Source organism: Variovorax raffinosi (assembly GCF_051216615.1).
Lineage (GTDB): Bacteria > Pseudomonadota > Gammaproteobacteria > Burkholderiales > Burkholderiaceae_C > Variovorax.
This window is the reverse complement of the sequence record NZ_JBPJZR010000011.1, coordinates 224528-243535: the sequence shown is the minus strand read 5'-3', so window position 1 is coordinate 243535 and position 19008 is coordinate 224528. Positions and strand designations below refer to the sequence as shown.

Sequence of the window (19008 nt, the reverse complement as noted above, 5' to 3'; positions counted from 1 at the left end):
GGGGCGGGAAGGGCACTGTAGGTTGGCCAGGAAAGAAGGGCAATTGGCCAGTCGGCCTAGGCGCATGGGCGGATGCGGCCCGGGATTCCACCAAGGTGCAGGCGCCCTATCTGGTGCAACAATGTTGCATTAGATACGGCAAAGGTATGCACCGCCCGGCCGGTGGATGGCGCGATGGGGGCGAAGGCAGGCAAAGGTGTGCCTTTGGGCACGCGAATTTGCGGGCCATGCGCTCCGGGGTTGGCACAGCCGTTGCTACAAGCTGCATTGCGTGGGTTTCCGGAAACAGCCGCATCCGGTCAGGCGATCTCGCGCAATTCAAAAAATGAAAAGAGCAGGGAGAGTCCGTGAAAGAACCAACCGGCGAGGGCGTCAGGCCCTGGCAAGACATCGTCGTGGTCGACGACCTGTTGCCCCTTGAGGAACAGCGAGACCTTCACACCTTTCTTTCTTCGGGCAACTGGTCGCACGGCTGGCGCTCGCACGCCGGCGATGCCATCCAGACCTTCTGGCACAGGCACTTCGCGGGCAGTCTCGATGCCGCCGAGGCCAGCGCGTCGCCGGATGTCGAGGCCGAGCTTGCGCGCAACGCGCCCCCGGTCCATGGGCTCTGGCAGCGGCTGAAGCACTCGCACTTCGCGGGCCATGCACTGGAGCGTTGCTACGCCAACGGGCTGCCCTACGGCTGCGACGGCGCCACGCACACCGACTCGGTGGAGCGGGGCGCATGCACCGCCGTGTATTACCCGCACGCGCACTGGGACCCGGACTGGGGCGGCGAGACCTTGATCTTCAACAAGGACAAGAGCGACATCCTCGCCGCGATCTACCCGAAGCCGAACCGGCTGCTGGTCTTTCCCGGCTTTGTGTTCCACGTGGCCCGCGGCGTTTCGCGCGCCTGCCCCGTGATGCGCATCACCCTGATGTTCAAGACACGTCTCGTCCTTTGAGCGGACGGGCGAAACGGTAATCGGGCGCCCGCAGTGGATCGCCGTTTCATTTTTTACCGCCATCCGACGGGCGGCTTGTCGTCGGCCTCCAACTTCAACAGGGAACAAAAAATGAAAGTGCCTCCGTTTCGCAGGAATGTCTTTGGCTCGTGCCTCGTGCTGCTGTCGATCTCGTGTGCCAACGCGCAGCCGGCGAGCTACCAGGACCCGGGGAAGACCGGGGACCCCGAAAGCTGGCGCACCAGCGAGTTCAATGCGGAATGGGGGCTTGCCGCGATGAAGGCGCAGTACGCCTATGCGGCGGGGTATACGGGCAAGAACATCACCATCGGGGTTCTTGATTCGGGCTACTACGACAAGCATCCGGGGTTGCCGGCGAGCCGCTTCATTCCGGTCACGAGCAACGGGATCTCGGGTGTGCTGAATGCGAAGAACAACACGCACGGCACGCTGGTCAGCGGCACCATCGGCGCAGCGCGCGACGGGAAGGACATGCACGGCGTGGCATTCAACGCGACCGTCTACGAGGCCAACACCAACGCCACGGACGGGTTCCTGTTCGGCGTTTCCGATCCCAAGTTCCCAGCTTCCGACGCCAAGTATTTTTCCGCCGCCTATGACGCGCTGGCTGCCACGGGCGTGCGCATCATCAGCAACAGTTGGGGCTCCCAGCCCGGCGCTGAGAAATACAACACCCTGAAAGACATCACGAATGCCTATTGGCAGCACAGCGTGGCCAATAACGGGCAGGGCACCTGGTTGAATGCGGCAACGAAAGTCTCGAGGAACGGCGTCATCAACAACTTCAGCGCCGGCAACACCGGCTACGACAACGCCAGCCTGCGTGGCTCGCTGCCGTACTTCCAGCCCGAACTGGAGGGCAACTGGATGACGACCACCGGCTACGCCAGGCAGCAGGGGCAGGTCTACAACAAGTGCGGCATCGCAAAGTACTGGTGCGTGGCCGCGCCCACGGGAACATCGTCCACCAGCTACTCCGGCAGTGCGACCAAGCCGAATCCCACCTACGCGAGTTTCAACGGCACGTCGGCTGCGGCACCGCATGCGTCGGCCGCATTGGCGCTGATCATGGAGCGCTACCCCTTCATGACGAACGAACAGGCGCTGACGGTGCTGTTCACCACGGCCCAGAACATGGAGGTGGACACGAGCAGGCCGATCATCAAGGGCGACCCCGTGGTGTTCAGCGACATCACGCCGCTGAAGATCAGCAGCAGCAAGGTGCCCAACGCAATCGTCGGCTGGGGCCTCGTCGATCTGCAAAAGGCAATGGACGGCCCGGCCCAGTTTCTCGGCCGCTTCGACTACAACCTGCCGGGTGGGCAGAAGGACGTCTGGCGCAACGATATTTCCCAGGAAGCCATCGTCCAGAGAAAGGCGGAGGAGCAGGCCGAGGTCGACGCCTGGCAGGCGGGCAACACTCCGGCGCCGGCAGCCACGGCGGACGACCAGACCAGGTTCGCCTACAAGGTCGCTGCCGACCGCGTGGCCTACCTCACGAAAAAGCTGGCCGACCCCACCGCCTACGAGGCAGGCCTCACCAAGAGCGGCGCCGGCCAGCTCACGCTGCAGGGCAACAACACCTACACGGGCGAGACGCGCGTCAATGGCGGCGAACTGGTGATCGACAAGGCGGCCTCCATCGTCTCGGCATCGGTCGTCAACAACACGGGCCTGCTCACGGTGAACGGCACGGCGGGCGACGCCACCGTCAATGCCGGCGGCGCATTGCGCGGCACGGGCTCGGTGGGCACGGCCACCATCGCCGCCGGCGGCACCGTGGCGCCGGGCAACTCCATCGGCACGCTGACGGTGCGCGGCGACTTCCTGCAGGCGGCCGGATCGTTCTATCAGGCCGAAGTGGCGCCCGGCGGTGCCAGCGACCGCATCGTGGTGGGCGGCAAGGCCATCCTGCAAGGCGGCACTATCCAGATCGTGCGCACCAGCGACGCGCCCTTCGTTTTCGGCCAGCGCTACAACCTGCTGACGGCCACGGGCGGCATCGTCGGCACCTATGCCGGCCTGTCGGGCGACGCGGCGCCCATCTCGCTGTTCGTCGGCCCGAAGCTCAGCTACGACACAGCCGGTGCCTACCTGGACATCGCCCAGGTGGCACCATTCGCCGCAGCGGCCACCACGCGCAACCAGGCCGCCGCCGCGATGGGCGCGGACACGCTGTCCGATGCCAGCAGCCTCAAGCTGGCGGTGCTGAACCTGCAGACCGGGCCGCAGGCACGCGCGGCCTTCGACCAGCTCGGCGGCGAGCTGCATGCCTCGGCCAAGACCGCGTTGATCGAGGACAGCCGCTTCGTGCGCGACGCCGTGCTGCGCCGCCTGCGTTCCGCATCCGATGTGGCGAACGGCGACGCGGCGCAGGCGCGCAGCAAGGATGCGCAGACCCTCGCGAGCGTTCCCGGCCGCTACGGCGTGTGGGGCCAGGCCTTCGGCTCCTGGGGGCATGCGGGCGGTGACGGCAATGCCGGCAGGCTCTCGCGTTCCGCGAGCGGCTTCATGGGCGGCGTGGATGGCCCTCTGTTCGACGAAGGGCGCATCGGCGTCGTGGCCGGCGTGAGCCACACCAGCTTCGACGTGCAGGATCGGCAGGCCTCGGGTTCGAGCGACAACTACCACCTGGGCGTGTACGGCGGCACCGAGCAGGGTCCGCTGGCCGTGCGCACCGGCCTTGCCCTCACGTGGAACGAGTTGTCGACCCGCCGCTCGGTGTCGTTCCCGGGCTTTGCCGACAGCCTGCAGGGCAGCTCGCACGCGCGCACGGCGCAAGTGTTCGGAGAGCTGGCCTACAAGCTGAAGGCCGGCGGCGTGGATGTCGAGCCCTTCGCCAATCTTGCGCATGTGAACCTGTCGAGCAGCAAGCTGCGCGAGCGCGGTGGCCTCGCGGCGCTGTACGGTCAGGGCGGCGACACCAACGTGACCTTCAGCACGCTCGGCGCGCGCACGTCGATGGACTTCGATCTCGGCGGAATGAGTGCAACGGCCCGGGCTTCGCTGGGCTGGCGGCGCGGCTTCGGCGACCTCACGCCGCAGATGACGTCGGCGTTGATGGGCAGCGCACCGTTCACGGTGACCGGCGTGCCGGTGGCGAAAAACGCGACGCTCGCCGAAGTGGAGCTCGACCTGCGCGTGGCGCCGCGTGCGACGCTTCGCGTGGCCTACAGCGGGCAGTTCGCCTCGAAGATGAAAGACCAGTCCGTCCGCGCCAGCCTCGACTGGAAGTTCTGACGGGCCGGGGCGTGCGCGCCGTCGGCGTCACGCCCCGAACGACATGAGCGGCACGCCTGCGTAGGCGAGCCTGAACGCAAGAAGGATCAACGGGACGTAGACACTCGTCACCAGCCATACGGCGACGCGGCCGAACGGCAGGCGCAGCATGGCGATCAGCGCGCCGGCCAATGGCAGCATCTGCTGCGCGTGCACGCCCAGGAAATGCGCCACGCGCAGATCGCCGCCGGTGGCCGACCAGCCCACCAGGGGCAGCACCGCGCCGCCAGCGATCGCGCCGATGGTCGAGCCGCCGTGCAGGCTGATGGCAATGCCGCCACCGGCACCGCCCAAGAAGGTCAGCAGCAGGCCCAGCACGATCGCCAGCTTGTAGGCCGGTGCGAGCGTGTCACCGTGCCGCGCCACCAGCCATGCGAGCGGCAAAGCCGTGGCGCTGAGCGACAGCGCACCCACGCCCATCAGGGTGTACATGACGGCATGGAAGGTCGAGTCTTCGTTGAAGTGCGAGGCCTGCCCCAGCGCGCCCTGCAGCGTGATGTAGGCGATCTCGAAGAGGCCTGTCGCGATCACGACCGCAACAATCGCGCGTTCGGTGCGCGATCCGCGATGCATGCGCGGCAGGTCGCCGAGCAGCCATGCCGTCGTCAGCGCATAGAGGCTCACCGACGCCATGAATTTCAGCGGCTTGACCCACACGCCCACGCCGACACCCACGCCGGGGAGCGTGCGCGGATCGAGCCAGGCCGCCAGCAGCGCCGGCACCATCGCCGCCAGCAGGAGGCCGCCGAACCACGCCAGTTGCGGTTGTCGCCGGTGCAGCTCGCGCGCCAGCCACGCGCACCAGGGTGCCACCCGCAGCGCCAGGAAGGCCAGCAGGCCCACCGGGCCGAACAGAAAGGTCAGCGCGAAGCAGGGAATGAGAAGAAGCGGCGCGATGCCCGCGCGCTCGCCTTCGCGCGCGATCCAGGTGCCCACGAACAGGTCGAAGGCAAGGTAGTGGAACCATCCCGCCGTGAGCAGTGCCGGCTGCTGGAACAGCGCGTGCACCGCCGACAGCGAGCCGTAGCCGCCGCCCGGCGCGGAAGACCAGTAGGTGGCCATGAGCCACCAGTACGCCAGCCCCAGTCCCACGGGAATGACGATGCCGGTCAGCGCCCAGATGGCGGGCTTGGCGCGGCCGAGCCAGGGCGCGGCGCCAAGGGCGGCCCAGGCGGGGAGGGCGACGGTGCTGCCCACGCTGAAAAGTGAATCGAACATGGTGGCCTCGCGTGCGGAAAGGAAGATCGGGTCGGATGAAACTGGCGATATCTTGACGGTGTTTAGATGAAAAATCCAGAAGAATTTGAACGGTGTAAAGTTCCACCGATGAAGACCCCCGGAAACCAGCAGTCATGACGGCACGAAAAACGGCGAGCGCTCCGGCGCCCTATCACCACGGCGATCTGCGCGCGGCGCTGATCGCGGCCACCGAAGTCCTGCTGGCCGAGCGCGGTGTCGAGGGCTTCACGCTGCGCGAGGTGGCGCGCCGCGCGGGCGTGTCGCCGGCCGCGCCGCTGCATCACTTCGGCAGCGCGGCGGGCCTGCTGACCGAGGTGTCCATCCTGGGTTTCGAGGAACTCACGCGCTGCCTGCGCGAGGGCACCGCCACGGGCGGAGACGACCCCGCCGCAAGGCTGCGCGGGCAGGGCATGGGCTATGTGCATTTCGCGTTGACCTACCCCGGGCGCTTTCACCTGATGTTCCGCAAGGACCGGTTGGTACAGGACGAAAGGCTCAGGGTGGCCGGCGACGCGGCCCTCGGCGAACTCGAACTGGCGGTGCGCGACTACACCGGCTGGGGCCACAAGAAGCCGCTGAACCGCGCGACGCAGGCCACGCTGCTGGCGGCGTGGTCGTCGGTGCATGGCTTCGCGCATCTGGCGCTGGACGAGAAGTTCGGCGAGCTGGCCGGCTCGGAATGCACGAAGGATTTCGTGGGCGGGATGCTGCCGGAGATATTGCGGCAGCTCTGGCCCTAGATCTGCATCGTCCCCAACGGCGGCAGCCTTCGCATGATGGTCTGCGCCTTCACGATCGAGGTGTTCGTCTCGGCCTTGCTGGCGATGCGGTCAAGAATCCGGTCGAGCTGTTCGAGCGATTGCAGATACAGCCGCGCCACAAAACAGTCTTCGCCCGTGACCTTGTCGCACTCGCAGAACTCCGGCGTGTTCTCGATCAGCTTCTGTACCGCCTGCAACTGGCCCGGCAGGGGCCGGATGCGCACGATGGCCTGGAACTGGTAGCCCAGCGCCTGGGGATTGATCTGCACGGTGTAGCCGCGGATCACGTCGCGCTCTTCGAGGCGCCGCAGCCGCTCTGCGACGCTGGGCGAAGACAGGCCCACCTGCAGCGCGAGTTCCTTGAGCGACATGCGGGCGTTGGCGCCGAGCGCCTTCAAGATGTCCTGATCGATCGCGTCCAGCATGGCTTGGGTCCTGGGTGATATGTCGGTGCGCCTGATTTTCCATGGCAATCGGCCGGTTTCGCCTTTCTAAAAGCATGTCCATTTGCCGCAAAAGCTGGCACGCTCGGTGTTCCCTTCACACATCGGGTTCTCATGCAGATGAAGCTTCGCGGCGCGCTCGAAATGAGCGCGGCCATGGTGATCTCCGGAACCATCGGATGGTTCGTCGTGCGCGCCGCGCAACCGCTGGTCGACCTGCTCTTCTGGCGCTGCGTGTTCGGTGCGGCCACGCTGTGGATCGCCTGCGTGTTCCTGGGCGTGCTGCGCCGGGGCCTCACGCCTCGCACCTTCGCCCTGGCCGCGCTGGGCGGCGTGGCTCTGATCGTCAACTGGCTGCTGATCTTCGCGTCGTTCTCGCATGCGTCCATTTCCATCGCCACGGCGGTCTACAACACGCAGCCCTTCATGCTCGTCGCGCTCGGTGCGTTGTTGCTGTCGGAGCGGCTGACCGCCATGAAGGTGGGCTGGCTCTGCATCGCGTTCGCCGGCGTGGTGCTGGTGGCGCAAGCCAAGCGGGGCGGTGGCGCCGACGACGGCGCCTATTTCATCGGCGTGCTGATGGCACTGGGCGCGGCCTTCTGCTACGCGGTGGCGGCCATCGTGGCGAAGAAGCTCGACGGCATGGCACCGCACCTGATTGCGCTGATCCAGTTCTGCGTCGGCATCGTCATGCTGGCGCCCTTCGCGCACCTGAAGACATTGCCGAGCGATGCGGGAACCTGGGGCATTCACCTGACCATGGGCGTGATCTACACCGGGCTGGTGTTCATCCTGCTGTACGGCGCAATCCAGAAGCTGCCGACCACGGTGGCCGGTGCGCTGTCGTTCATCTATCCGCTGGTGGCGATCGGCATCGACTACATCGCCTTCGGCCAGCGCCTGGCACCGGCCCAGATTGCCGGCGCGGCGGCCATCCTGATCGCGGCGGCGGGCATGACCTTCGGCTGGAGCTTGCCCGGCTTGTCGCGCAGACGGCCCGCGGCGGAAAAGGGCTGAGCAAGGGCATCGATTGACACGCATCGGGGATGATCCTACATTTACTGGAACGATCATTCCAGAAGTGACATTTTCATGCGCCCCAAGCTGTTCGAACCCGACGCCATTGCCGACGCCGCCATGCAGGTGTTCTGGCGCCGTGGCTACGCAGGCGCCTCGATGCAGGACCTGATCGATGGCACCGGTCTGGCGCGCAGCAGCCTGTACAACGCCTTCGAGAGCAAGCACGGTCTGTACGAGCACGCGCTGCGGCGCTATCACGAACTCACGGTCTCCAACATCGAACTGCTGTCCGAACCCGGGCCGGTCAAGGCGCTGGTGCGCCAGTTGATGATGCGGATCGTCGAAGACGAACTCGGCGACACCGAGCGGCGCGGCTGCCTCGTGGCCAATGCCACGCTGGAGCTGGGCGGGCAGGACGAGGTGGTGGCCGAGATCGTGTCGCAGAATTTCCTGCGGCTTGAAAAAGCACTGGAACGCGCCCTCGTGCGTGCGCAGGAAAGTGGCGAGATCGATGCGCACAACAGCGCCCGCGCCGTCGCGCGTTTCGTGGTCGCCACCATCCAGGGCCTGCGCGTGCTGAGCAAGGGCAGCAGCCGGCAGGGCCGGCGACAGCGCCTGCTGGATGTGGTCGACGTGGCCATCGACGCGATCTAGAAACCGCCTGCCGCGCGGCCGGCTTCCGAACGGGAGCCCGGCGGCGAGCAAAAAAATTTCCCCAGTTCTGTACTGATTGTTCCAGTACTTCCTGTGCGGCATCGCTGCCGCTTTTCTTCGACCTTTTCAGGAGATTTCCCAATGACAAATAGCACCACCACCGTCGCCGTTCTCGGAACGGGCATCATCGGCGCGGCCGTGGCCAGGAACCTGCGCAAGCACGGCTTCGTGGTCCGGGCCTGGAACCGGACGCCGCAGAAGGCGCAGGCGCTCGCGGCATCGGACGTCGAGGTTTTCGGCACTGCGCAAGAGGCCGTCAAGGGCGCGGACATCGTGCTGACTTCGCTCAAGGACGGGCCGTCCGTGTCGGACGCGTTGCATGCAGCGGCACCGGCCCTGTCCAAAGGCGCGGCCTGGATTCAACTGAGCACGGTCGGCATCGAGGCCAACGAAGGGCTCGCCGCACTGGCCCGCCAGCACGGGCTGAGCTTCTACGACGCGCCCGTGCAAGGCACGCGCCAGCCGGCGGAGCAGGGCCAGCTCATCGTCATCGCGTCGGGTCCGCTCGAAGGGCGCGCGGTGGTGCAGCCGGTCTTCGATGCCATCGGCAAGCGCACGCTGTGGGTGTCCGAGCAGGCGGGCGACAGCAGCCGCCTGAAGCTGGCGCTCAACAGCTGGGCCTTTGCGCTCACGCACGGCATTGCCGAAAGCCTGGCGATCGCCAAGGGGCTCGGCGTCGATCCGGCGCTGGTGGTGGATGTCGTCAAGGGCGGACCGATGGACAGCGGCTACTTCCAGCTCAAGGCCGCGGCCATCCTGGCGGGTGACTACACGACCAGCTTCTCCGTCGCCAACGCGGTGAAGGACTCGCAACTGGTCGTCGATGCCGCACGCGATGCGGGCGTCAAGGTCGATGCCGCATCGGCGGGCCTCGAAAGATTCCGCCGTGCCCGCGACGCAGGCCATGGCGACAAGGACATGGCCGCGTCCTACCTCGCCTAGCGGACCGGCGCGATGCAGACAACATCCCAAGCGCGCGGCGCCTCGATGGCACCGGGCGCCGATGAAGCGCGGCTCCCCGTTTGGCGGTTGCTGGCGTTCACGATGGCGGGCTTCCTGGCCATCATGACGGAGACCATGCCCGCCGGCCTGCTGCCGCAGATCGGCGCGGGCCTCGGCGTGTCCGAAGGACTGGCCGGCCAGTTGGTGACGCTCTATGCGCTGGGCTCGGTGGTGGCGGCGATTCCGGTCATTGCCATCACGCGCAGTTGGCGCCGCCGGCCGCTGTTCCTGCTTGCCATCGGCGGCCTGCTGGTGTTCAACACGCTGACGGCGCTGTCGACCCACTACGCGCTGACGCTGGCGGCGCGCTTCGTCGCGGGCATGGCGGCGGGCCTGATCTGGGGGCTGCTGGCCGGCTATGCGCGGCGCATGGTGCCGCATCACCTGCAGGGGCGGGCGCTGGCAGTGGTCGGCGTGGGGCAGCCGATTGCCTTGTCGCTCGGCGTGCCGCTGGGGGCGTGGCTCGGTGCGCTGTCCGATTGGCGCGGCGTGTTCTGGATCATGTCGGCCCTGGCGTTGGCGCTGCTCGTGTGGGTGCGCTTCGGCGTGCCGGACTTCGCCGGGCAGGAGGCGCACCAGCGCCAGCCGGTCGCGCGGATCTTCACCACGCCGGGGATCCGGCCGGTGCTGTTCGTGATCCTGGCGTGGATCCTCGCGCACAACATCCTGTACACGTACATCGCACCGTTCCTTGCCTCGGTGGGGCTCGGTGATCGCGTGGGAACGGTGCTGCTGGTGTTCGGCGTCTCGTCGATCGTCGGCATCTGGATCACCGGGCTGTGGGTCGATCGCTGGTTGCGGGCGCTCACGTTGCTCAGCCTCGCGGCGTTTGCGATTGCCGCGCTGGTGCTGGGCATCGGCAGCGGTTCCGCGGCCGTCGTGTTCGCCGGGGTGGTTGCCTGGGGCCTGACATTCGGCGGCGCGCCCACGCTGCTGCAGACGGCCACGGCCGATGCAGCGGGCGACGGCGCCGATGTCGCGCAGTCGATGCTGGTCACGGTTTTCAATCTCGCGGTGGCCGGTGGTGGCGTGGTGGGCGGCGTGCTGCTCGAAGTCGCCGGGCCTGCGTCGTTTTCTTGGGCGATGGCGGGGCTGGCGTTGCTGGCCCTTGCGGTGGCGTGGCAGGCCAGGGCGCATGGCTTCAGGACGGGGAGCCGGTCGGCGGTCGGACGCACCTGAAAAGCCCCATCGAACGGCGGCTCTAGAATGCGAGCAATTCTCATTTGGGCGGCAACGACCGCCGCGCTCCGTTCGCCATGGCCGTCGATTCCGCTCTTCATCACCCGCACATCCACGCGCTCTACAGCGACCACCACGGCTGGCTGCAAGGCTGGCTGCGCAAGAAGCTGGGCAATGCCTTCGATGCGGCGGACCTCGCACAAGACACCTTCCTGCGCATCCTCACCGCGCCCGAGCACACGCCCGAAAAACAGGGCGACTGGCAACTGCGCGAGCCGCGCGCCTACCTCACGGTGGTCGCCAAGCGGCTGCTGGCCAACCTGTACCGCCGGCGTTCGCTGGAGCAGGCCTACCTGGAAGCACTGGGCGCCTTGCCCGAGCCGCAGGCGCCGTCGCCCGAGCAGCAAGCGATCATTCTGGAAACCCTGCAGGAGATCGACGCCATGCTCGACGGGCTGGCGCCACCGGTGCGGCAAGCCTTTCTGATGGCGCAGCTCGAAGGCCTGGGCTATGCGCAGATCGCCACCACGCTGTCGGTGAGCGAGCGCACCGTCAAGCGCTACATGGCCGAGGCCATGGCGCGCTGCATCCTGCTGGTGGCATGAGCGCACAGCGAGCCGGGGCGGTGGACGAAGGCGTCGCCATGCAGGCGGCGCAATGGTTCTTTCTTCTGCAGTCGGGCGAGGCCACGGCGGCGGACCATGCGCGCTGGACGCATTGGCGCCAGGCCGATCCGGTGCACGAAGCGGCCTGGCAACGCGCCGAGCTGGTGAGCCGCAAATTCGGTATGTTGCCGGGCGCGCTGTCGATGCCGGCGCTGGGCCGCAAGGTGCGCACCGACCGCCGCACGGCCATCAAGACCCTGGCCGTCTTGCTGACAGCAGCACCGGCCGGCTGGCTGGCGTGGCGGGCCTCGCCAGCGCGCGAGTGGATGGCCGACCACCGCACCGCCACCGGCGAGCGCCGCGAACTGCGGCTGCCTGACAGCACGCGCATCCAGCTCAACACTGCGACCGCCATCGACGTGGCATACGACGCGAAGCAGCGCCTCGTGCGGCTGCGCGCGGGTGAAATACTGATCGACACCGCGCCCGATGCGGTGGCCTCCGGCGACCCGATGTACCGGCCCTTCATCGTCGAAACGGCGCAAGGGCGCTTGCGCGCACTGGGCACGCGCTTCGTGGTGCGGCAGTACGAAGACCGCCGCAGCCATGTCGCGGTGCTCGATGGCGCGGTGGAGGTGCTGCCCGACGATGCGCGCGGCCTCGCCGTGGTGCTGCAGGCGGGCGAGCAGGCCGGGTTCTCGGCGGCGGCGGTCGGCGCCGTCTCGGCCACCGGCCCGGAGACGGACGACTGGTCGCGTGGCGTGCTGCGCGCGAAGAACATGCGGCTGCAGGACTTCATTGCCGAACTCGCCCGCTACCGGCCGGGCGTTCTGCGTTGCGACCCGGCGGTGGCGGACCTGCGCGTGTCCGGCGTCTTCCAGTTGCGCGACACCGGCCCGGTGCTCGACAGCCTGCCGCAGGCGTTGCCGGTGGACGTGCTCTTTCGCACGCGCTACTGGGTGACGGTGGTTGCGCCGGGCGGTTGAAGCGTCGGCTCCCGTGCCGGCCGGTCCGGCGCGGCGGAAATTTTTTTGCCACCGCGTGTCCCCTTTCCTTTTCTCGCGTGTGAAGCCTTGAGGAACAGCAACTTCACACCTTTCGCGAGAGATCACTTCATGGCCCGTCGCCAACCGCTTCCCTTCGATTCCCATGTCTCGCGCGCGGTGCATGGCGCATTGCTCGCCATGGCCTGCGCTGCTGCAGGCAACGCTGCCGCGCAGAACCCGCCCGCCGTTGGCGCATCGGCCATGCCGGCCGCACAGGCCGAGCCGCGCAAGGCCTACAGCATCGCGGCTGGCGCGCTCGACGAGGCGCTGTCCAGCTTCGCCGCGGCCGCGGGCGTCAGCATCACGATGCCGCCCGCGCTCGTGCAGGGCAAGCGATCGGCCGGCCTGCAGGGCAGCCATGCCGTGCGCGAAGGCTTCGCACGCCTGCTGGCCGGCTCGGGGCTCGAAGCGGCGGGCGGCGCGGGCGGGTCCTATGCGCTGCGCCCGTCGACCATCGGCGCTCCGGCCGAGGGCGAAGCTGGCGGCTCCACGCTCGCGCCCGTCACCGTCGTGGCACAGGCCGAGCGCAGCGCCACCACCGAAGGCACGCGCTCGTACACCGCGCGCGCCCTGACCATCGGCAAGGGCGAACAGGCGCTGAAGGACATTCCGCAATCGGTCAGCGTGATCACGCGCCAGCGCATGGACGACCAGGGCCTGGTCGACCTTCGCGATGCGGCCAACAGCGTCACCGGCATCGTCGGCGTCAAGGGCGTGGGGCCCGGCATGATCCTGTCGTCGCGCGGCTTCCAGATCGACGCCTGGCAATACGACGGCGTGCCGGTGCCGCGCAACATGTATTCGCTGGGCAACTGGGCCAGCGAAGACACGGTGATCTTCGACCGCCTCGAAGTGCTGCGCGGCGCCTCGGGCCTGCTGCAGGGCACGGGCAGCCCGGGTGGCGCGGTCAACCTCGTGCGCAAGCGCGGCCAGGCCGAGAAAACGCTCACGCTGACCGGCAAGGCCGGCTCGTGGGACCACTACGGCGCGCAGCTCGATGCCGGTGGCCCGCTCAATGCCGAAGGCACGGTGCGCGGCCGCGTGGTGATCGACGAAGACCGCAGCCACTCGTTCACCGACTCGGTGTGGAGCAACACCCGCACGGTCTACGCCGCGCTCGATTACGACCTCTCGCCCGACACCACCGTGGGCGTCGGCGTGAGCAATGTGCAGATGAAGGGCCGGCCCATGCTGCGCGGCTTTCCGCGCTACCCCGACGGGCGCGACATCGGCCTGCCGCGCTCGGTGTTCACGGGTGCGGTGTGGAACCACGCCGAAGTCGACCAGACCACCCTCTATGCCGACCTGGAGCATCGCTTCAACGACAACTGGAAGCTGAAGTTTTCCGCGCTGGGCATGAACGAGAAGAACACTTCGCAGCACCAGCGCATGCACGGCGACGTGCAGGCCGATGGCAGCGGCCTGAACTTCGCCGACTGGGACACGGCCTTCAAGTCCCGCAAGATCGGTTTCGACGCCTACCTGAACGGACGCTTCGAAGCGCTGGGCATGCAGAACGAAGTGACCATCGGCGCGAGTTCCATGAGGTTTTTGTCGAACGACAGGTATGCGCGCCGCTTCAGCGGCGGCGGCAACATCTTTGCCATCGACCACTACCGTGCGCCGCAAAGCTACCAGACCATCATCGCGGCCGGCGGACGCGGCAGCGACCCGCACTACGAGGTGCGGCAAAAGGGCGTCTACGGCACCTGGCGCGCCAAGCTCGCCGAGCCGCTCACGGCGATCGTCGGCGCGCGCGTGAGCTGGTACGACTACCTCTACACCGTGCGCTCGGACAACATCCGCAGCACCGTCACCACGTCCGGCGAAGTCACGCCTTACGTCGGCCTCGTGTATGCGCTCAACAAGCAATGGTCGGCCTATGCGAGCTATACCGATGTGTTCGAGCCGCAGACCGAACGCACCGCCTCGGGCAACGGGCTCAAGCCGATCATCGGCAGCAACTACGAAGTGGGCATCAAGGGCGAGCTGATGGACGGCCGCCTGAACACCTCGCTGGCCGTGTTCCGCTATGACCACAAGAACCGCGCCGTGACCGATTACGACGGCGGCTACGAATGCGACGGCTGGTACTGCTCCAAGTCGTCAGGCAAGGTGCGCAGCCAGGGCATCGAGGCCGAGGTGAGCGGCGAGATCACACCGCGCCTGCAGCTCACGGCCGGCTACACCTTCAACACCACGAAGTTTTTGGAAGACCCCGACAACAAGGGCAAGGTGTTCAGCCAGTGGACCCCCAAGCACATGCTGCGCGTGTGGACCAGCTACCAGTTGCCCGGTGCGTGGAGCAAGCTCAGTGTGGGCGGCGGCTTCAGCCTGCAGAGCCACACGCTGGGCTACGACCGCACGTACAAGGTGCCGGGCTTCGCGGTGTGGAGCGCGCGGCTGGCCTACCAGGCCACGCCCGAAGTCACGCTGGCCGTGAACGTCAACAACATCTTCGACAAGCGCTACTACATCCCGGCCTTCAACGAGACCAACGGCAACAACAACTACGGCGATCCGCGCAACGTGATGTTCACGGTGAAGTACACGCCGAAGCTGTGATCCGGCCGGCGGCCCTAAAATGAGAACAATTCTTATCTAGGAGCGGCGACCCGGCCGCCGTGCCGCCCGCCATGTCCGCCGCCGAAGCTGCTTTCCAGCAAGTCCACACCCTCTACAGCGACCACCACGGCTGGCTCCAGTCGTGGCTGCGCAAGAAGCTGGGCAACTCGTTCGACGCGGCCGACCTGGCACAGGACACCTTCACGCGGCTGCTCACCGCGCGCAACCCCGAGGCCATCGCCCAGCCGCGTGCCTACCTGACGAGCGTGGCGAAGAACATCCTGGTGAACTGGTATCAGCGCCAGGCGCTGGAGCGTGCCTACCTCGAAGCGCTGGCCGTGCTGCCCGAGCCCGAGGCGCCGTCGCCCGAGCAGCGCCTGGTGATCCTGCAGACGCTGCACGAGATCGACACGATGCTCGATGCGCTCAAGCCGTTGGCGCGGCGCGCCTTCCTGCTGTCGCAGATCGAAGGCATGAAGTACGAGGACATCGCGCGCGAGATCGGCGTGTCGCTGGTCACGGTCAAGCGCTACATGCAGCAGGGCTTTCGCGGCTGCCTGGCGCTGATGGATTGATTGACCGCGCGATGAAGCAGCTGGCCTTCGAGGCGCCTTCGGTGGCGCCCCCATCCCGCGCGCTCGACGAGGCCGCCGACTGGCTGGTGCGCCTGAACGACAGCGCCGCCACCGACGACGACCGCCGCGCCTGCGAGCGCTGGCGCCAGAGCCATCCCGACAACGCGCGCGCCTGGGCGCGCGCCGAACTGCTGATGAACAAGCTCGGCGGCCTGCCGTCGGCATTGGCGATGCCTTCGCTCTCGCGGCCCACGCAGGCCGGCCGTCGCGCGGCGGTGGCCCGGCTGGCCGCGCTGCTGGCGGCCTTGCCCGCCGGCTGGGTCGCATGGCAGCTCGCCAGCGAACGCGGCTGGACGGCCGAACACCGCACCGCCACCGGCGAGCGGCGCGAGCTGCGGCTGGCCGATGGCAGCCGCCTCACGCTCAACACCGCCAGCGCCGTCGACGTGCGCTTCGACGCCGCGCAGCGCCTCGTGGTGCTGCACGCGGGCGAGATCCTGATCGCCACCGCGCCCGACACGGCAGCCGCGCATCGGCCGTTCCGCGTGACGACCGAAAGCGGCGTGATGCAGGCGCTCGGCACCCGCTTCAGCGTGCGCCGCGAAGGGGCGGCCACGCACATCGCCGTGCTCGAAGGCGCGGTGCGCATCTCGCCCGGCGGCCGTGGCGCGCCCGCGCCGCGCGTGCTGCCGGCGGGGCAGCAGGGCCGCTTCACGGCCGAGAACATCGGCAACTTCACGCCGGCCGATGAAGCCGACGTGGCGTGGACGCAAGGCATGCTGCTGGCCGATCGGATGCGGCTGGCCGACTTCGCGGCCGAGCTGTCGCGCTACCGGCCCGGCGCGCTGCATTGCGACGCGGCCATCGGCGACCTGCGCATCTCCGGTGCCTTTCCCATTGCCGACACCGACCGCGTGCTCGGCATGCTGGTCTCGACCTATCCGGTGGACGCGGTGACGCGGCTGCGCGGCTACTGGGTCACGCTGGTGCCCAGAAGCGCCGCTGCAAATATTTCGCCAAATATTTCGACCAAGGGGTGAGACTTTTTTTCGTTTCGGCTGGCAAGGAAGGTGAAGAACTCACCGTTGCCCAACCGAAAGGCCCGTTTCCATGTCCGCATCCCGTCCGTCCGCTTCGCAGCATCCGCATGCCGAGCGTCGCCTGAACACCGCCCTTCGCCATGCCCTGTTGATGCTGGCCCTGGGAGGCCTTGCCGGCGCAGCGGCGCCCGTGGCCTTCGCGGCCGAGGCGCTGTCGCTGGACGCCGCGGCCGCCCGGTCCTATGACATTCCCGCCGGCCCGCTCGGGCGCACGCTGGCCGCGTTCGCGGCCGGCAGCGGCATTGCGCTGTCGTTCGATCCGGCGCTGACGGAAGGGCTTGCAAGCCCCGCGCTGTCGGGCCGCTTCACCGCCCGCGACGCCATCACCCGGCTGCTTGTGGGCAGCGGCCTGCAGGTCGTGGCGCGTACCGATGGCAGCTACACGCTGGGCCGTCGTGCGGCCAACGTGCAGAGTGGTGTCGACACGCTGGCACCGGTCACCGTGACGGCCGATGCCGACCGCAGCGGCACCACCGAGGGCACGGGCTCGTACACCACGCCGGCCACGGCCGCGGCCACGGGGCTTGCGCTGTCGCTGCGCGACACGCCGCAGTCGGTCACGGTGCTCACGCGCCAGCAGATCGAAGACCAGAACCTGCTGTCGCTGGGCCAGGCCATGAAGAGCGTCACCGGCGTCTTCGCGGTCAGCTCCGACACCGACCGCACCGACCTCTATTCGCGCGGCTTCTACATCGACAACTACCAGTACGACGGCGTGCCGACGACTGTCACCACCGACTTCTTCGGTGCCTCCAACAATGACCCGACCCTGTACGACCGCATCGAGGTCGTGCGCGGCTCGACGGGCCTGCTCAGCGGCGCGGGCAATCCGTCCGCATCGATCAACCTCGTGCGCAAGCATGCCGACAGCAAGGTGTTCGCCGGCTCGGTGTCGCTGGGCCTGGGCTCATGGAACCAGCGACGCGCCACGGTGGACCTGTCGACGCCGCTGACCGAAGACGGCCGCGTGCGCGCCCGCTTCATCGGCATGGCGGAGGCACGCGATTCCAGCATGGACATGTACCACGGCCGCAAGCGGGTGTTCTATGGCGTGGTCGATGCGGACCTGTCGCCCGACACCACGCTGAGCGTCGGCGTCGAGTACCAGGCCAACCGCCCGACCGGCTCGACCTGGGGCGGCCTGCCGGTGGTGTTCAGCGACGGCTCGCCCACGCACTGGGACGCCTCGAAGACCGTGGGCACGCCATGGACGCGCTGGGACGCGACCAACACCACCGTGTTCGCCAACCTCACGCACCGCTTCGCCAACGACTGGAAGCTCAAGGCCAACCTGTCGCACCGCAAGAGCGAGCAGGACGCCAAGCTGCTCTACCTCTACGGCGACATGGACCGCTTCACCGGCACCGGCCTGGGCGCGCTGACCGGCCATTTCGAGCATGCGTTCCGCCAGAACAACGTCGACCTGCAGCTCACCGGCCCGTTCGAGCTGCTGGGCCGCAAGCACGAGGTGGTGGTGGGCATGAGCAACGCGCAGTCGCGCTATGTGCAGGCCAAGCATGCGCCGGTTGGCGAGGTGGCCGACCCCGGCAATTTCTACCTGTGGAACGGTTCGTTCCCCGAGCCCGCGTGGGGCCCGCTCAAGGTGTCCGGGATCGACAAGACGCGCCAGACCGGCTACTACGGCGCCGTGCGCTTTTCGCTCGCCGACCCGCTCAAGCTGATCGTGGGCGGACGCCAGAACAGCTGGCGCACGCGCAACGCGACGGACACGCGGCGCCACGAGGTGTTCACGCCCTATGCCGGGCTGGTGTACGACATCAACGACACCTATTCGGCGTACGCGAGCTACACCGACATCTTCCAGCCGCAGAACTACCGCGACGCCACCGGCGCCTACCTCGACCCGGTGACCGGCAAGAGCTATGAAGTGGGCATCAAGGGCGAGCACTTCGGCGGCAAGCTCAACACCTCGTTCGCGCTCTTCCGTGCCCAGCAGGACAACGTGGCGCAGCGCGACGGCGGCCGGCTGGTGCCGGACTCGACGAACGAGGCCTACCGCGGCGCCAAGGGCGTGCTCAGCAAGGGCTTCGAGATGCAGGTGTCGGGCGAGCTGGCCAGCGGCTGGAACCTGAGCGCCGGCATCGCGCGCACGCTCGGGCGGGAAGCCAACGGCGACCCCATCAACACCGCGATGCCCTCGACGCTGGTGAACGTGTTCACCACCTACCGGCTGCCGGGCGCGTGGCAGCAACTGACCATCGGCGGCGGCGTCAACTGGCAGAACCGCACCTACTACCGGTTCAGCGTGGACGACGTGGCGATGCGCTACACGCAGAAGTCGCTGGCCGTGGTGAGCCTGATGGCGCGCTATGCGTTCACGCCCAGGCTGTCGCTGCAGATCAACGTCGAGAACCTCTTCAACAGGAAGTACTACAACAACATCGACGGGCAGGCCTACGTCGGCACGCCGCGCAACGTCACGGCCACGCTGAACTACAAGTTCTGACAAGAAAAGGCAGTGCGGGGTGGTTATTTCGCGTCCGGCCTG

15 protein-coding genes are annotated in these 19008 nt (G+C 67.7%); 13 read left to right on the top strand and 2 right to left on the bottom strand.

Annotation, left to right across the window (positions count from 1 at the left end):
• The first annotated feature begins 347 nt into the window (after positions 1–347).
• Positions 348–950, top strand: coding sequence for a 2OG-Fe(II) oxygenase (locus tag ACSFB7_RS28420; RefSeq protein ID WP_435475667.1), 603 nt, complete (start codon positions 348–350; stop codon positions 948–950).
• A gap of 111 nt (positions 951–1061) precedes the next feature.
• The gene (locus tag ACSFB7_RS28415) at positions 1062–4211 is read left to right on the top strand and encodes an autotransporter domain-containing protein (protein WP_435475666.1); all 3150 of its coding nucleotides are present in this window, start codon (positions 1062–1064) and stop codon (positions 4209–4211) included.
• A 27-nt stretch (positions 4212–4238) separates the two neighbouring features.
• Here the strand turns inward: ACSFB7_RS28415 and ACSFB7_RS28410 are convergent, their stop codons facing one another.
• Positions 4239–5468, bottom strand: coding sequence for an ABA4-like family protein (locus ACSFB7_RS28410; RefSeq protein WP_435475665.1), 1230 nt, complete (start codon positions 5466–5468; stop codon positions 4239–4241).
• A 134-nt stretch (positions 5469–5602) separates the two neighbouring features.
• Between ACSFB7_RS28410 and ACSFB7_RS28405 the strand changes: the two genes are divergently transcribed.
• Positions 5603–6229 (top strand): TetR/AcrR family transcriptional regulator, encoded by a 627-nt coding sequence (locus ACSFB7_RS28405; protein WP_435475664.1) that lies wholly within the window; start codon positions 5603–5605, stop codon positions 6227–6229.
• Here the strand turns inward: ACSFB7_RS28405 and ACSFB7_RS28400 are convergent.
• Entirely contained in the window at positions 6226–6675 is a 450-nt protein-coding gene (locus tag ACSFB7_RS28400; RefSeq protein WP_435475663.1) for an Lrp/AsnC family transcriptional regulator, read from the bottom strand. The two genes, ACSFB7_RS28405 and ACSFB7_RS28400, sit on opposite strands and share 4 nt — an antisense overlap.
• Positions 6676–6807: 132 nt before the next feature.
• Between ACSFB7_RS28400 and ACSFB7_RS28395 the strand changes: the two genes are divergently transcribed.
• From ACSFB7_RS28395 to fhuE, 10 genes are all read left to right on the top strand, one after another.
• Positions 6808–7710, top strand: coding sequence for a DMT family transporter (locus tag ACSFB7_RS28395; protein ID WP_435475662.1), 903 nt, complete (start codon positions 6808–6810; stop codon positions 7708–7710).
• A 75-nt stretch (positions 7711–7785) separates the two neighbouring features.
• Positions 7786–8367, top strand: coding sequence for a TetR/AcrR family transcriptional regulator (locus ACSFB7_RS28390; protein WP_435475661.1), 582 nt, complete (start codon positions 7786–7788; stop codon positions 8365–8367).
• A gap of 141 nt (positions 8368–8508) precedes the next feature.
• On the top strand, positions 8509–9369 hold the full coding sequence (locus ACSFB7_RS28385; RefSeq protein ID WP_435475660.1) for an NAD(P)-dependent oxidoreductase: 861 nt from the start codon (positions 8509–8511) through the stop codon (positions 9367–9369).
• 12 nt (positions 9370–9381) lie between these two features.
• A complete protein-coding gene (locus tag ACSFB7_RS28380) occupies positions 9382–10608 on the top strand; it encodes an MFS transporter (RefSeq protein ID WP_435475659.1) in 1227 nt (408 codons plus the stop codon).
• A gap of 77 nt (positions 10609–10685) precedes the next feature.
• A complete protein-coding gene (locus ACSFB7_RS28375) occupies positions 10686–11213 on the top strand; it encodes a sigma-70 family RNA polymerase sigma factor (protein WP_435475658.1) in 528 nt (175 codons plus the stop codon).
• A complete protein-coding gene (locus tag ACSFB7_RS28370; protein WP_435475657.1) occupies positions 11210–12199 on the top strand; it encodes a FecR domain-containing protein in 990 nt (329 codons plus the stop codon). Before ACSFB7_RS28375 ends, ACSFB7_RS28370 begins: the two co-directional genes overlap by 4 nt.
• A 129-nt stretch (positions 12200–12328) precedes the next feature.
• Complete coding sequence (locus ACSFB7_RS28365; protein WP_435475656.1) at positions 12329–14824, top strand: TonB-dependent siderophore receptor; 2496 nt, start codon at positions 12329–12331, stop codon at positions 14822–14824.
• Between the two features lie 71 nt (positions 14825–14895).
• Positions 14896–15399, top strand: a complete 504-nt coding sequence (locus ACSFB7_RS28360; protein WP_435475655.1) for a sigma-70 family RNA polymerase sigma factor — start codon at positions 14896–14898, stop codon at positions 15397–15399.
• Between the two features lie 11 nt (positions 15400–15410).
• Complete coding sequence (locus ACSFB7_RS28355) at positions 15411–16439, top strand: FecR domain-containing protein (RefSeq protein WP_435475654.1); 1029 nt, start codon at positions 15411–15413, stop codon at positions 16437–16439.
• A gap of 70 nt (positions 16440–16509) precedes the next feature.
• On the top strand, positions 16510–18966 hold the full coding sequence (gene fhuE, locus ACSFB7_RS28350) for a ferric-rhodotorulic acid/ferric-coprogen receptor FhuE (protein WP_435475653.1): 2457 nt from the start codon (positions 16510–16512) through the stop codon (positions 18964–18966).
• The last annotated feature ends 42 nt before the right edge of the window (positions 18967–19008 follow it).